Raw genomic sequence first — 14,719 nt, 5'->3', positions numbered from 1 at the left:
AGAGGAAACGGAAAGTATGGTACACAATAACCTTCCTAGTCCTTGACATACTGCGGAATCCCCAGTATTATAATGTTGTAAAATTTCATAGGAGTTGTCTTCAAGGCGCGGTGAAATTCCCGACCGGCGGTATAGCCCGCAACCCATTTCGATGGTTGATCTGGTTTGATTCCAGAGCCGACAGTATAGTCTGGTATGCAGAAGATTCTACTACATTTATTTAAATATGAATGAGAATGCACGTTGCTGACAACTAAGGTTAAGTGACGTGTTTTTTATATTTAAAATATTTTGAAGGCAATCTCGATAGGAGGTTGTTGTCGATGGTTACATCACATCAAAAAGTTCACCAAATGGTTGGTGTTAGTTGTTTAAGTGCATTAGCATTTATTTTAATGCTATTTGAATTCCCAATTTTACCGATTGCTCCATATCTTAAAATGGATTTTTCAGACTTACCGGTACTAATTGGTGGGTTTATTTATGGCCCAGCTGCTGGAGTGATGATTGCATTTTTAAAGTGCCTTATCCATACTTTGACTCGTGGCTTTTCTGCTGGTGAGTTGGTTGGAATTTTGGGTAATTTTCTTTCTTCACTAGCATTACTGTTACCATTTTGCTGGGTTTGGAAACATAAGGCATGGTCATTTAAGCGTCAATTATGGCTAGGAGGAATTACTTCTACATTTACCTTAGTTATATTTATGGCTCTATTAAATTGGTGGGTCCTAACGCCACTTTATATGGCCCTTTGGAACTGGAAATCAACATTACCAATTCCAGAATTGATTGCGGTTGGTGTTATTCCTTTTAACTTAATCAAGGGTGTCCTCATTTCCACTGTGTTTGCGTTAATAGCTATTCGACTCAAATCATGGCTTAATCAAAAACGACTCGAAGAATAATTTGATGTTAATAATATGTGCTATATAGTTGAAATTACTACAGTCTAGTCCATAAAAGGGCTCTAGTGTTCGGTAAATCCGAATGCTAGAGCTCTCTTTGCGCTTAAAGGCTAGCTTTGCGTTGAAAAACAAACTAGTAAGCTGATTTCGCAATTTCTTACGTAGTCTCTTTCAGCCTTTAAATGTTCTCTTTTCTTTTCGGATCATTTTAAATCCTTTCCGTTATAATAAATTAGAGTGGAGAGTGAAAAAATGGATAACTTATTAAGATTCTTTGATGAGCATCAGCCACGACGGATTAGGGTGATTGAAAATACGTTAAAAGATCGGCGAACAGTTTCAACGCTTTTCTGGGCTAAGCAATACGGCCTTCTTAAGTGGACAGGAGCTTACCGTTCACTAGAGCGTGAAGAGTTTGATTATTCAATTAAGCGACTAGTTAAGGATAACCTGATTCGCCTTGATTCAACAGGACAAGCACTTTTAACAACTTCAGGAGTGTTGAAACAAGAAGAATTAGCCGATGAAGAATATCAACCGCATTTTTTTGATTGGTACTGGCTGGCTAATACGCGACGAATTGAGCAACGGTTACTTCTTGGTGTTCAGGTTGTTTCTGAACTAACATATCATAACCGTTATTATGCACCGCTAACTAATGAATATCATGAACAACAGGTTGTTAAACATTGGCTCCTTAACTGGCGGGGAAACATTGTTAAAGAACTATTCAAGGAACTTGAATTGTTTGGTAATTCGCTAGAGAGTGTTGATGAACGATTAGTTAACTATTTCTTCTACTCACTAATTGGTCATCAGATAACTGGTAAAAACGAACTTCAATTGTGTCGGCAACTCCCCATTTCTAAAGGACAATTACCGATTATTAAGCAAGATGCCCTATTAGCAATTGCGGCATTTGCTAATAGTTATCAGGGAACATTATCGCGGTTATTAGGGGAATTATTGGCGCCAAGCCCGTTGAGTAACAGTGGTAATCAAACCCTATTACTCTATCAACGCGGTTATTCGATTACTCAGATCGCAAAGCGGAGAAGGATTAAGGAAAATACTGTTCGTGAGCATTTGCTGGAAGTAGCGATCATTTATCCTGAAGCCATTGACTGGGAGCGACTTTTACCGGCGCCTATCCGTCACCAGCTAACTAAACAATATCAGGGGCCGGTCGATAAATGGAAATTTAATCCAGCGACTGTTCCTGGTGGAGCGGTAGCTTTTTATTATTTTCGTCTTTTTCAACTTTATCAGGAGAGATCAAGTAAATGATTAGTGATCATCAATTATTAGCAACGTTAAATGCTAAATTCGGCTTCTCGTCATTTCGTGATGGACAAGAAGAAACCGTTAAAGCAGTTTTGAAACATCGAGATACTCTTGCTGTTCTGCCAACTGGGGGTGGAAAGTCACTTCTTTACCAATTGCCAGGGTACTTGCTTCCTGGCTGTATCCTGATCGTTTCACCACTAATCTCATTAATGCAGGATCAAGTTGAACGCCTACATCGTTCTGGAGAGAAAAGGGTTTTAATGATTAATAGCCAATTAACTGGTAAGAGTCGTCAGCAGGCAATGCGGCAACTTCCTTCATTTAAATTTATCTTTACTTCGCCTGAATCCCTTACTAATCCGGACATTATTCAAGCATTGAAGAAAGTAAAAATTTCGCTATTTGTGGTTGATGAAGCCCACTGCATCTCACAATGGGGACCAGATTTTCGTCCTGAGTACCTTCTTCTTAGTGTAATTCGGCAGAACCTTGATTCACCGACTACACTTCTATTAACTGCAACTGCGACCCCAGAAGTGCGACAAGATATTATTCAAAAAATGGGACTAGAAAATGCGACAGTTACTCAAGTGATCCGTTCCGTAAATCGTCCCAACATTTATTATGCTGTTAAACGATTTCTGTCCGCAAAAGAAAAGGAACAATCCTTGATTGAACTAGTTAGTCGATTAGCTGGTCCGGGAATTATTTATTTTGCTAGTCGAAAATTAGCAAGTCAATTTGCTGAGAAATTAAATAAAAAAACCGATAAGAACGTTGCCGCTTACCATGCGGGAATTGCGCCGCTTGATCGTTACCGTTTACAACAGCAGTTTATGGAAAATCAGATTCAGTTAATTTGTGCAACTAGTGCTTTTGGAATGGGAATTGATAAGGAGGATATCCGCTTTGTCATTCATTTTCATGAACCAGCAAACTTAGAAAGCTATGTTCAGGAGGTGGGCCGAGCTGGTCGTGATGGGCAGCCCAGTTTGGCGCTTCTCTTGTATTGCCCGGGGGATGAACAAATTCAGCGGACACTAAACCATATTGATTTGCCAGAAAGTACACTTTTAGAAGCTGTTAGAAATAAACATCAGCCTGCTAGTGTACTGGGAGATAATCATGAACTATTTTCCTTTTACCTAAAGCATGGATATGACGGAAAAATGATTATAAAAGCGTTTAAAAAACGACAAAGGAATTTAAGCAGTCGTTTGGAATGGATGGCGCACTATATAAATAATACGAAGATGTGCCGACGAAAAATGATATTAGGTTATTTTGGCGAGCAACTTGAGCAGCCACAGGAACCATGTTGTGATATTACTGAGCCAACATTAATTCAACGGTTTGAACACCATAATAATGAGACAATAAACGGACAACAGGTAAGTACAAAACTAGATTGGCAAGAACGACTTTATCAGTTACTTAATATTAATCATGATAAAGAAAACTAGACATTTAATGATTATTTGCGCTACAATCAGAATGTTAATTTTAAATGAAAAGGAGGGGTAACCATGAGTGAACGACGAGAAGAAAGTCGTGAGGCAAATGACCGGTTATGGGATAAAAAGTTTGTTGATAATGAAGATTTGGGTAGTGATGGACACCTATCGCGGACCGAACATCGGCGACAAAAAGAACATAATTCTACAATTACCACTGTCCTGATTGTTTTAATCATTATCTTAGCAGCAATTCCGCTGATATACTGGGTTAACCATAAGCAAACATTGAATCATCCAGTAAGGACTGAGCGGTTAGCAGAGTCTCAATCATCTAAAAAAAAAGCTCAATCCCCAAAACGGAAAACCAGTTCAAACAAACGAAGCTCTATAAGCTCATCTAGCCAGACTAAAGAGCGTTCTAGTTCGACGATGAACAGTAGTTCACCAGTTAGTTCAAGTTCTTCTTCAATAGTGAGTCAGACATCTTCAAGTATGGTTCAATATGCAATTGTGCCACGTAATGGAAGTCTATATCGTGTTGCAAGACAGAACGGAATCTCTATTAATGAATTGATGCGGCTAAATGGTTTAACCCCAAATGCCCACCTAACACCTGGGCAACGATTGAGAATTCGATAATGGATTAGGAGAGGATTAAATGTCGACTGGATTACAAGTTGCAATTGATGGACCAGCTTCAGCGGGAAAGAGTACAGTTGCTAAATTAGTCGCTAAAAAGTTTGGGTATATTTATTGTGATACAGGAGCAATGTATCGTGCAGTAACTGTGGCGGCTTTGCAAGAAGAAATTGCAATGGATGATACAGAAAAGATCGCTGACTTGGCTAAAAAGATTAAAATTACGTTTCAGCCTGCTGAACCAGAACAACTGGTCTTTATTAATGGTCAAGAAGTAACAAGGGATATTCGGCTTCCGAAAGTTGCAAAGAATGTTTCAGCGGTTGCAGCGATTCCAGCTGTTCGTCAAGAAATGACCAAGCAACAACGACAGATTGCTGCTGAAGGTGGTATTGTAATGGATGGACGTGATATTGGAACCACAGTGCTTCCTAATGCACCGGTAAAAATTTTTATGGTGGCTACCGCTTACGAACGTGCTCGTCGTCGTTATCTGGAAAATAAACAAAAGGGAATCGTCACCTCAAGTCTTGAGGAATTACAACGAGCGATTGAATTACGGGATAAAAAGGATTCAACCCGGAAGGTATCACCGCTAACGCAAGCGAGTGATGCTATAAAATTGGATACTACTAACCTGACAATTGACGAGGTTGTTGAGAAAATTAGTGAAATAATTAAAAAAACTGAAAAACATTTAGCATAATTACTGGAAATGTTAGCGCCTTTCTAGTAGAATAGTTTTCAGAGTTGATTGTCGCAAGGAGGATTTTTTTAAATGGCTGAAAACAACGAAAACAAAAACGATATGTTAGAAGCTCTCGATAGCATTGAAACTGTAAAAGTGGGTGATGTTGTTAAGGGTGAAGTATTGGCAATTGATGATGATCGCCAAGCTATCGTTGGTATTAAAGATGCAGGGGTTGAAGGTGTCGTCCCTGCTAAGGAATTATCAACCAAGCCAGTTGAAGACATCAATGACGCAGTTAAAGTCGGTGACGAACTTGACTTAGTAGTTATTTCTAAGATCGGTAACGATAAGGAAAATGGTAGCTACTTACTTTCACACCGTCGTCTCGAAGCTCGCAAGGTATGGGATGACATCCAAAAGAAGTTCGATGCTGGTGAACACATTACAGCTAAGGTTACACAAGCTGTTAAGGGTGGCTTAGTAGTTGATGCCGGAGTACGTGGCTTCGTCCCTGCTTCAATGATTACTGATCACTACGTAGAAGACTTGAACCAGTTTAAGGGTCAAGAACTTGAATTTAAGATTATTGAAATCGAACCTAGTGAAAACCGCCTTATCCTTTCCCACAAGGAAATTGTTAAGGCTCAACACGAAGAAGCAGCTAAGGAAATCTTTGCTAAGCTTCAACCAGGTGATGTTGTTGAAGGTAAGGTTGCTCGAATGACTAACTTTGGTGCCTTTATTGACCTTGGTGGTGTTGATGGATTAGTTCATGTTTCTGAAATTTCATATGATCATGTTGACAAGCCTTCTGATGTTTTGGAAGCTGGTCAAGATGTTAAGGTTAAGGTCTTAAGTGTTGACCCTGAACGTGAACGGATTTCACTTTCAATTAAGCAAACATTACCAGGACCATGGGATGATATTGAAGAAAAGGCTCCAGAAGGCAGTGTCCTTACTGGTACTGTAAAGCGGTTGACCAGCTTTGGTGCCTTTGTTGAGGTCTTCCCAGGTGTTGAAGGTTTGGTACATATTTCTCAAATCTCTCACAAGCACATTGCTACACCAGCTGACGTTTTGAAGCCTGGTCAAGAAGTCAAGGTTAAGGTCTTAAATATTGATCCTGAACGTCAACGTCTTGGTTTATCTATGAAGGCTCTTGAAGAACGTCCAAAGGATGAAGAAAACAACGGTAACGAAAACCGTGGTCGTCGTCGTCCTCGTCGTAACAACAATCGTAGCTTCATGGACAACGCCCCTGAAGAAGAAAGTGGCTTCTCAATGGGTGACTTAATTGGTGATCAATTAAAGGGCTTGAAGTAATCGAGACCACATATTAGCTTAGAAAGGGGTATGGCATTTCTGTCATACTCTTTTTATTTCAAATAAGAGAAGGAAGGTGTAAAAATGGCAAATCCTGTTGTTGCAATTGTTGGTCGACCAAATGTGGGCAAGTCGACATTGTTTAATCGAATTGCTGGAGAACGAATTTCAATTGTAGAAGATACGCCTGGTGTTACCCGTGATCGGATTTATGCCCATGCTGAATGGTTAGGAAAGAATTTTAACTTAATCGATACTGGGGGGATTGAAATCTCTGATCAACCCTTATTAACTCAGATCCGTCAACAAGCAGAAGTAGCAATTGATGAAGCAGATGTTATTGTTTTTGTCGTTGATATTCAAAATGGTGTTACTGATGCGGATGAGCAGGTGGCAAAAATCCTTTATCGTTCTGATAAGCCAGTTATATTAGCTGTTAATAAGGTTGACAATCCTGAACGACGAAGTGATATATACGATTTTTACTCATTAGGTTTAGGCGAACCTTATCCAGTTTCTGGGGTTCATGGAGTAGGAGTCGGCGATTTACTTGATGCAGTTATTAACCGCTTCCCGGAGACGGCAGATAACGAAGATGACGGAACGATTCACTTTAGTTTGATTGGGCGACCAAATGTTGGGAAATCATCACTAGTTAATGCCATTCTGGGTGAGAACCGGGTAATCGTATCAAATGTGGCGGGAACAACCCGTGATGCTATTAATACTCGTTTTACGGCTAAGGACGGCCAAGAATTTACTATGATTGATACAGCCGGAATTCGTAAAAAGGGTAAAATTTATGAAAACACTGAACGATATTCGTTAATGCGTTCAATGCGTGCAATTGACGATAGTGATGTTGTTTTAGTGGTCCTTAATGCTGAAGAAGGCATTCGGGAACTGGATAAGCATATTGCTGGTTATGCTCATGAGGCCGGCTGTGGAGTGATTATTGTTGTTAATAAGTGGGATACCATTAAGAATAAGGATCACCGAACAATGACCGATTTTACAAACTTAATTCGGAACGAGTTCCAGTACCTAAATTATGCACCAATTATCTTTGTTTCTGCTAAGACTAAGCAACGGCTTAATCAGTTACCAACGATGATTGAGGATGTTTATAAGAATAGTCGGCAACGAATTCAATCTTCCGTTCTGAATGATGTGCTTATGGATGCGTTGGCTGCTAACCCAACACCAACCCAGAATGGGCGACGGTTAAGGGTTTATTATGGAACTCAGGTAGCAATCCAGCCACCAACATTTGTAATTTTTGTCAATGATCCAGACCTAATGCATTTTTCGTATCAACGATATTTAGAGAACCAAATTCGGCAGGCATTCGATTTTACAGGGACGCCAATTCGGATTATTAAGCGGAAGCGACAATAAATTGTTCGTTTTGGTTATAAAATTCTGAAAAAAGGGTGAAAAAGCTTATAAACCGCTTGTCATCAAGGTTTCACTATGCTAATCTTAACAATGAAATTATACGAGTTCCTCGTATGTTTCGTTAATTTTGGACCACTCAAAATTAACATTCATTGGTGCAATCGATTATTTGATTGTATTAAATGTTGGAGGTGAAATTCAATGGCTAACAAAGCAGAATTAGTAAGTAACGTTGCAACCGCAACTGGTTTAACTAAGAAGGATGCTACTGCTGCTGTAGATGCAGTCTTTAGTTCAATTCAAGCATCATTAGCTAAGGGTGAAAAGGTTCAATTGATCGGCTTCGGTAACTTCGAAGTACGTCAACGTGCTGCTCGTAAGGGTCGTAATCCACAAACTGGTCAAGAAATCCAAATCCCTGCAAGCAAGGTACCAGCATTTAAGCCTGGTAAAGCTTTAAAGGATGCTGTTAAGTAATTACGGATTACTTGATAATAAATAGGACCGTGACTTTTGGTTCACGGTCTTTTTTTAATGCTCTTAAGAACCGGATTTAGTCTAATTATGCTAAGATAATTAGTGTGATGGGTAATGCTAAAGGAGGAAAATAATGACTTATTCTGAAAAAATGTTAGAACAAATTCAAGCTGGACAAATGCCAGCTGCGCAACAATCCTTTACCGAGGCCCTGGCTAAAGATAGCGATGATATGATTTTTAGTTTAGCTGAAGAACTTTATAGCATGGGTTTCCTGCATCAGGCACGTCAAGCCTATTTGCACCTGTTAGCAAAATACCCGAATGAGGATGAACTCCGGGTTAATTTAGCTGAGATTGCCATTAGTGAAGGTCATAATGATGAAGCATTAACGTACTTATCCCAAGTACAGCCAGATTCTGATGCGTATTTACAGTCATTGTTAGTAGCAGCTGACTTATACCAAACTGAAAATGAATATGAGGTTACTGAAGAGAAGTTAAAAGAAGCATACCGAATTGCCTCTGATGAACCGGCAGTCCAATTTGCCCTTGGTGAATTCTATTTCATGACTAGTCAGTTTGACGAGGCAATTCAATACTACTTTGAACTTATTCGGAGTGGTTATACCGAATTTGCCAAGGTAAATATTGCAGGACGCTTGGGAATTTGTTATGCCCAAAGTGGGAAGTTTAAACAAGCGCTTGGTTACTTAAAACAGGTTAGTCCGGAATACCAAACAAGTGATATTCGCTTTCAAACAGGGTTAACTGAATTACAGTTGGGAAAAACTGACGAGGCAATTAAAACTTTTAATGATTTGATCCAAGATGATTCTCAATATGTTTCGGTTTATCCTGAATTGGCTAAAGCTTACGTTCAGGAAAATAAGTATCAGCAGGCGTTAAAGGTTCTTCAAGAGGGGTTAGCCGTTGACCAATATAATGCTCGTCTGTATGCTCAAGCAGCTGAAGTAACTAGTCACCTTGGGAATAATAAGTTGATGGATGAATACCTAAAGAAGGCTCATGAACTTGATCCAGATAACTTAACTATTACCCTAGAATATAGTAACTTTCTTCTGCATATTCATGATGATGAGGATAATATTAAGCTCTTGGAACCACTTGTCAAAGAGGATGAGGTCGATCCACAAATTTACTGGAACCTGGCTCGTTCATACCAGCAATTAGAAAAGTTTGATCTTGCTGGAAAGTATTATCAAGAAGCAATGGTTACCTATAGTGAGAACCCAACATTCCTTAAGGAGCTGATTAATTATTATCGTGAAGCCGGTGATACGGAACAAATGGTAGATGAATTAAAGCATTATCTTAAATTGGTACCGACAGATGATGAAATGCAGGAATTGTTGGATGAATACGAGGATTATTAAAGCTTGAAACCAAAACAAGGATCAAATGATTAGGAAAATACCTGATCATTTGATCCTTGTTATTTATTATGATTAATTAGTTGTTTTTGATAGTACAGTAACGATGCCGGATCTAGCCTTAACCGTTCCATTAATTGCAAATCTGATAATTCAGGATGGTGGCTAAGTTCGTAGAGAATATATGCTTGATGAAGAAACTTTGGTGCAAGATTAAAACCGAGGTAAGTTTCGTCTTGCCGGAGATATTTATGAAGCCCGGCATTGGATAGTCCAGGATTATCGGAAGTAAAGCGTTGCTTGAGAAACAGCTGTGGAGAGTTTTGCAGTTCTTGAATGGGTTTAATAAACGAGTTGAAGTTAGCAATGAATTGTTTTTCAACTGGATTGTTTGGGACAAGACTATTCCAAACCTTTTCGAATCCTGGAGCGAGAAATTCACTGACTGTATAACCACGATTAGAAAGAAATAGAGTTAAACGGGTATAAAAGTGAATTTGATCGTCTTGAAGGATTTCGGGAAGCTTTGTAATCCACTTGGTGGTTAATCGTTTGTTAGGGTTAGTAGCTTTTCCATGAATTGTAAGGGTTGGGTAGGTACTAATCAATTGATGGGTGAACAGGTAGCGAAAGTAACGATTAAGGTGGGAAAGATTTTTATTATAAGTACTTAGAGTAATCTTTTCGTCCTCTTTTAAGGTGGTGAGAAAGGCCCGCACATCAGCTTCTGTGAGGCTTTTTAGTTGAGGATTAGTGGCAAATTCTGGTCGATTACTCATTAGAAAGGTAAAAAAGTGGGCTAGGGTTGTATCGTAGGTTTTAATTGTTAGGGGAGCAAGTCCTTGTTGAGATAAAAATAATTGAAAACGGTCTTGATAAGGGTAATTCATAGCGGCCTCCTTAATAAGCAGAAATTTACTTTAACTAACATTTTAAAACAAAAACCACAAAAAGAAAAGCAAATACAGCCGTTCGCACCTCCTTGCCAGATTTGCTATAATCGATATTGACTAAAAAACGGAGGACTTGATTAAATGATCATCAAACACTTACCAGCAATATTTGAACCTGCGCGACCTGTTTTACAAAGGATTGAAGATGCGGGTTATGAAGCTTATTTCGTAGGCGGGTGTGTTCGGGACACAGTTCTTGGGGACCCAATTCACGATATTGATATTGCTACAAGTGCTTATCCTAGTGAAATCAAAGCGATTTTTGACCGGACTGTCGATACTGGGATCGAACATGGGACAGTAATGATTCTTGACCACGGTACGGGCTATGAAACCACAACGTTTAGGACGGAATCAGGTTATCAAGACTTTCGACGACCAGATAACGTAACCTTTGTCCGTTCTTTAAGCGAGGATTTAAAACGACGTGACTTTACAATCAACGCTCTTGCTTTGAAGGAAAATGGTGAAGTAATTGACCTCTTTAACGGCTTAGAAGATTTAAAAAAGCACTTAATCAAGGCGGTTGGTAACCCTAACGAGCGCTTTCACGAGGATGCTTTGCGGATGATGCGTGCGGTTCGTTTTGCCAGTAAATTAGATTTTGTGATTGCTACTGAGACTTTAACGGGAATTAAACAAAATGCTGATTTATTGGGTAAAATTGCTGTAGAACGGATCCGGGTAGAATTTGAAAAATTATTAATGGGTCAAAATCCAGTTGCAGGCCTTAGTGATTTCCTTCGTACGGGACTTTATCGGTATTGTCCTGGATTAGCTAACCGATATGACTCCTTAAGTGGGCTTTTATTACTGAATAACTGGCAAATCCAAAATGTTGATCAAGCATGGGCAGTAATTGTGACCCAGTTAGGACTTAATGTACAAGAAACCAGTAATTTTCTTCGCCAATGGAAAACTTCAAATGAACTAATTACTAATGTTAAAAGGATGCTCCCAGTAATTCAGGAATTAAAGGCTCAAAAATTATCAGCATTATGTTTATTTAACGCTGGTGAGAAAGCAGTTCAGGACGCCAACCAAGTTGCAAAATTGTACGGTTGGTCAATTCCTGATGAACAGTTAAAAGAACAATATAACGCATTGCCTATCAAAAGTGGTAAGGAATTAGCGGTTAATGGTGGAACCTTAATTAAGGAATCTGGGATTAAACCGGGACGATTACTAGGAAAGATCCTTAACCAGTTAACTGTGGAAGTGGTCAACGGTAATTTGGCAAATAATAAGGGCGACTTAGTCACTGAAGTAGAAAAAATTAAAAAAGAGGGATAGAAAGAATGCAAACGATGCAGGCTGAAGGTTTAACTAGTACCTACGGGGAGAAGACCTTATTTGATAATATTTCCTTTACAATTAACGAGAATGATCGAATTGGGTTAATTGGTGTTAATGGGAGTGGAAAGACCAGTCTTCTGAACGTTATTAGCAGACGAACAAGTCCAGAGAAGGGAACAATCACTACACCAAATGACTATACGATTGGTTATTTAGAACAACAACCCGCACTTGATCCAACTAAGACAATAATGGGTGCGATCTTTGAGGGCGAACAACCAGTTTTTAAGACAATTCGTGAATATGAACTTGCCCTTGATCGTTTTAGTAATCATCCAGAAGACCCTAAAGCAATGGATCAGTATACGAAGATGCAAGCAAAAATGGATCAGGAAGATGCGTGGGAGGCAGATAGTCGGGTAAAGACAATCCTTACTCAGTTAAAGATTAAAAATGTTAGCCAGAAGGTTAGTGAACTATCTGGTGGTCAACAAAAGCGGGTTGGCCTTGCCCAAGTGTTAATTCAACATCCTGACCTTTTACTATTGGATGAACCGACAAACCATTTAGATCTTGATTCGGTAGTTTGGCTTCAGGATTTTCTTGCTTCTTATAAGGGAGCAGTCCTTTTAGTAACTCATGATCGGTACTTCCTTGATCAAGTTACGAATCATATTTGGGAATTATCTTTTGGTAACCTTTATCACTATGATGGTAATTATCAAGATTTTGTTCAGCAAAAGGCAGAGCGTGTAGAGTTAGCTAAGGACACCGAAAAAAAGAATCAACAATTATATAAAAAAGAATTAGCTTGGATGAGAACGGGAGCTAAGGCACGGTCAACTAAACAAAAGGGCCGGATTAATCGTTTTCACGAATTAGAGAATAAAGTTGGCAATCTTAAAACAGACGAAGATATTTCAATTAATCTTGGTTCCCAACGGTTGGGTAAGGATGTTATAAAGTTTAAAGATGTCAATTTAACATTAGGTGATCATCAAATCCTTCAACATTTTGACTGGTTAGTTCAAGCAGGAGACCGGATCGGAATTACGGGTGAGAATGGAGCTGGAAAGACAAGTCTTCTAAATGTAATTGCCCAACGGGTTCCATTAGATAGTGGTGTATTGAAAATTGGTGAAACAGTCAAGCTCGGTTATTATACTCAGCAAACTGAAGGAATTGATGATAATAAAAGAATGATCAGTTTCTTAAGTGAAATTGCTGAAAACGTTACTGATAAAGATGGTAATAAGTTAAGTGTTACCCAACTTTTGGAACGGTTCTTATTTCCCCGCTTTATGCATGGAACCTTAATTCGGAAACTTTCCGGGGGTGAAAAACGTCGTCTCTACCTATTAAAAATTTTAATGCAACAACCGAATGTTCTTCTTCTTGATGAACCAACAAATGATTTAGATATTGGGACGCTAACTGTCCTTGAAGACTATCTAGATAACTTTGCGGGTACCGTGATTACGGTTTCTCACGACCGTTATTTCTTGGATAAGGTTGCGGATGATTTACTAATTTTCCATGGGAATGGGGATATTCAACGTTATACTGGCCGCTTTACCGATTACCTGGCTGATACAAAAAAGCAGGTGGAGGTAGAACAACAGCAAAAGAAAGCGGAGAAAAAGCAGCAGGCTGCAGAGAAGAAACAGTCAGTAACTAGTGAAAAGAAAGAAAAGACTAAGTTAACTTATGCTGAAAAATTAGAGTGGGATCATATTGATGATGATCTTGACCAACTTGATAATCAGCGAAAAGAAATTGAAAAACAGATGACTGAACAGGCTGCAAATTACCAAAAACTAGCGGAATTACAAAAGAAGCTAGATCAGGTAAAAAAGAAAATTGACGAAAAGACGGCACGTTGGGAATATCTGAGCAACTATGTTGACTAATAGATAGTGAGGGTAAGTAATGGCAATAAATGAAAATGAACAGCAATATTTAACCTTAGCGCAATACGTACTGGATCATGGTCATACAAAGAGTGATCGTACCGGAACCGGAACTCGGTCTATTTTTGGTTATCAAATGCGGTTTGATCTTGAAAAGGGATTCCCTCTTTTAACAACTAAGAAGGTTCCGTTTGGCTTAATTAAAAGTGAATTGCTATGGTTTCTTCGTGGAGATACCAATATTCAGTTCCTCTTGAAGCACAAGAACCATATTTGGGATGAATGGGCGTTTAAAAAGTGGGTTGAAAGTAATGAATATCATGGACCTGATATGACGGATTTTGGTCACCGTTGGTTAAAAGATCCAGAATTTAAGCAGGTATATTTGAAAGAGAAACAAGAATTTTGTGACCGAATTATTAACGATGACGACTTTGCAAAGAAATATGGTGACTTAGGACTAGTTTATGGAAGTCAATGGCGTCATTGGAAGACAAGCAATGGGCAAACCATTGACCAAATTGCCAATGTAATTCAGCAAATTAAAAAAACTCCAAACTCACGAAGGATGATTGTTTCCGCCTGGAATCCTGAAGATGTCCCTACAATGGCTCTTCCTCCTTGTCATACGATGTTCCAATTTTACGTAAACGACGGGAAATTGAGCTGTCAACTTTATCAGCGAAGTGCTGATATTTTCCTTGGTGTACCCTTTAATATTGCCAGTTATGCATTGTTGACACACATGATTGCTCACCAGTGTGGACTTCAAGTTGGGGATTTTATTCATACTTTAGGGGATGCTCATATCTATTTGAATCACTTGAAACAAGTTAGGGAACAATTGTCACGAACACCGCATGAAGCTCCTAAACTAATCTTACCGGAGAAGACTAAGCAAATTGATGAATACCAAATGAGTGATATTAAACTAGAGGGCTACACTCATGAACCGGCGATTAAAGCTCCCGTTGCGGTTTAATTTGATAA

Annotated in this window: 13 protein-coding genes and 1 riboswitch; of the genes, 12 read left to right on the top strand and 1 reads right to left on the bottom strand. The window is 39.0% G+C overall.

The features are described from left to right. Window positions 1-92: 92 nt before the first annotated feature. Window positions 93-210: riboswitch (FMN riboswitch) on the top strand. 113 nt (window positions 211-323) lie between these two features. From H5R64_RS02920 to H5R64_RS02880, 9 genes are all read left to right on the top strand, one after another. Next, window positions 324-905: an ECF transporter S component gene (locus H5R64_RS02920; RefSeq protein ID WP_182581376.1), complete on the top strand. Its 582-nt coding sequence runs from the start codon at window positions 324-326 to the stop codon at window positions 903-905. A gap of 252 nt (window positions 906-1,157) precedes the next feature. Beyond that, on the top strand, window positions 1,158-2,192 hold the full coding sequence (locus tag H5R64_RS02915; RefSeq protein ID WP_182582735.1) for a helix-turn-helix domain-containing protein: 1,035 nt from the start codon (window positions 1,158-1,160) through the stop codon (window positions 2,190-2,192). Beyond that, on the top strand, window positions 2,189-3,655 hold the full coding sequence (locus H5R64_RS02910) for a RecQ family ATP-dependent DNA helicase (protein WP_182581378.1): 1,467 nt from the start codon (window positions 2,189-2,191) through the stop codon (window positions 3,653-3,655). Before H5R64_RS02915 ends, H5R64_RS02910 begins: the two co-directional genes overlap by 4 nt. Before the next feature lie 63 nt (window positions 3,656-3,718). Further along, a complete protein-coding gene (locus H5R64_RS02905) occupies window positions 3,719-4,288 on the top strand; it encodes a LysM peptidoglycan-binding domain-containing protein (RefSeq protein ID WP_182581379.1) in 570 nt (189 codons plus the stop codon). 19 nt (window positions 4,289-4,307) lie between these two features. Beyond that, the gene (gene cmk, locus H5R64_RS02900; protein WP_182581380.1) at window positions 4,308-4,994 is read left to right on the top strand and encodes a (d)CMP kinase; all 687 of its coding nucleotides are present in this window, start codon (window positions 4,308-4,310) and stop codon (window positions 4,992-4,994) included. 72 nt (window positions 4,995-5,066) lie between these two features. Further along, entirely contained in the window at window positions 5,067-6,302 is a 1,236-nt protein-coding gene (gene rpsA / locus H5R64_RS02895; RefSeq protein ID WP_182581381.1) for a 30S ribosomal protein S1, read from the top strand. Window positions 6,303-6,386: 84 nt separating this feature from the next. Continuing rightward, window positions 6,387-7,700 (top strand): ribosome biogenesis GTPase Der, encoded by a 1,314-nt coding sequence (gene der / locus H5R64_RS02890; RefSeq protein ID WP_182581382.1) that lies wholly within the window; start codon window positions 6,387-6,389, stop codon window positions 7,698-7,700. 201 nt (window positions 7,701-7,901) lie between these two features. Then, complete coding sequence (locus H5R64_RS02885) at window positions 7,902-8,177, top strand: HU family DNA-binding protein (protein ID WP_003717019.1); 276 nt, start codon at window positions 7,902-7,904, stop codon at window positions 8,175-8,177. Window positions 8,178-8,310: 133 nt separating this feature from the next. Then, complete coding sequence (locus H5R64_RS02880; protein ID WP_182582732.1) at window positions 8,311-9,573, top strand: tetratricopeptide repeat protein; 1,263 nt, start codon at window positions 8,311-8,313, stop codon at window positions 9,571-9,573. A 59-nt stretch (window positions 9,574-9,632) separates the two neighbouring features. Here H5R64_RS02880 and H5R64_RS02875 read toward each other — a convergent pair whose 3' ends face one another. Beyond that, window positions 9,633-10,460 carry a phage integrase N-terminal SAM-like domain-containing protein gene (locus H5R64_RS02875; RefSeq protein ID WP_182581384.1) on the bottom strand — a complete coding sequence of 276 codons (828 nt, stop codon included), beginning with the start codon at window positions 10,458-10,460 and terminating at the stop codon, window positions 9,633-9,635. A gap of 144 nt (window positions 10,461-10,604) precedes the next feature. On the opposite strand from H5R64_RS02875, the gene H5R64_RS02870 reads away from it, so the two are divergent. The 3 genes from H5R64_RS02870 to H5R64_RS02860 are packed head-to-tail and all read left to right on the top strand — an operon-like array spanning window position 10,605 to window position 14,711. After that, the gene (locus H5R64_RS02870; RefSeq protein ID WP_182581385.1) at window positions 10,605-11,816 is read left to right on the top strand and encodes a CCA tRNA nucleotidyltransferase; all 1,212 of its coding nucleotides are present in this window, start codon (window positions 10,605-10,607) and stop codon (window positions 11,814-11,816) included. A gap of 5 nt (window positions 11,817-11,821) precedes the next feature. After that, window positions 11,822-13,729, top strand: coding sequence for an ABC-F family ATP-binding cassette domain-containing protein (locus H5R64_RS02865; protein ID WP_182581386.1), 1,908 nt, complete (start codon window positions 11,822-11,824; stop codon window positions 13,727-13,729). A 19-nt stretch (window positions 13,730-13,748) separates the two neighbouring features. Continuing rightward, window positions 13,749-14,711: a thymidylate synthase gene (locus tag H5R64_RS02860; protein ID WP_182581387.1), complete on the top strand. Its 963-nt coding sequence runs from the start codon at window positions 13,749-13,751 to the stop codon at window positions 14,709-14,711. Window positions 14,712-14,719 lie beyond the last annotated feature (8 nt).

This window comes from Limosilactobacillus fastidiosus, assembly GCF_014145505.1.
GTDB classification, from domain to species: Bacteria; Bacillota; Bacilli; order Lactobacillales; family Lactobacillaceae; genus Limosilactobacillus; species Limosilactobacillus fastidiosus.
Note: the sequence above shows the minus strand (reverse complement) of the source record. Positions and strands in the feature narration are given on the sequence as shown.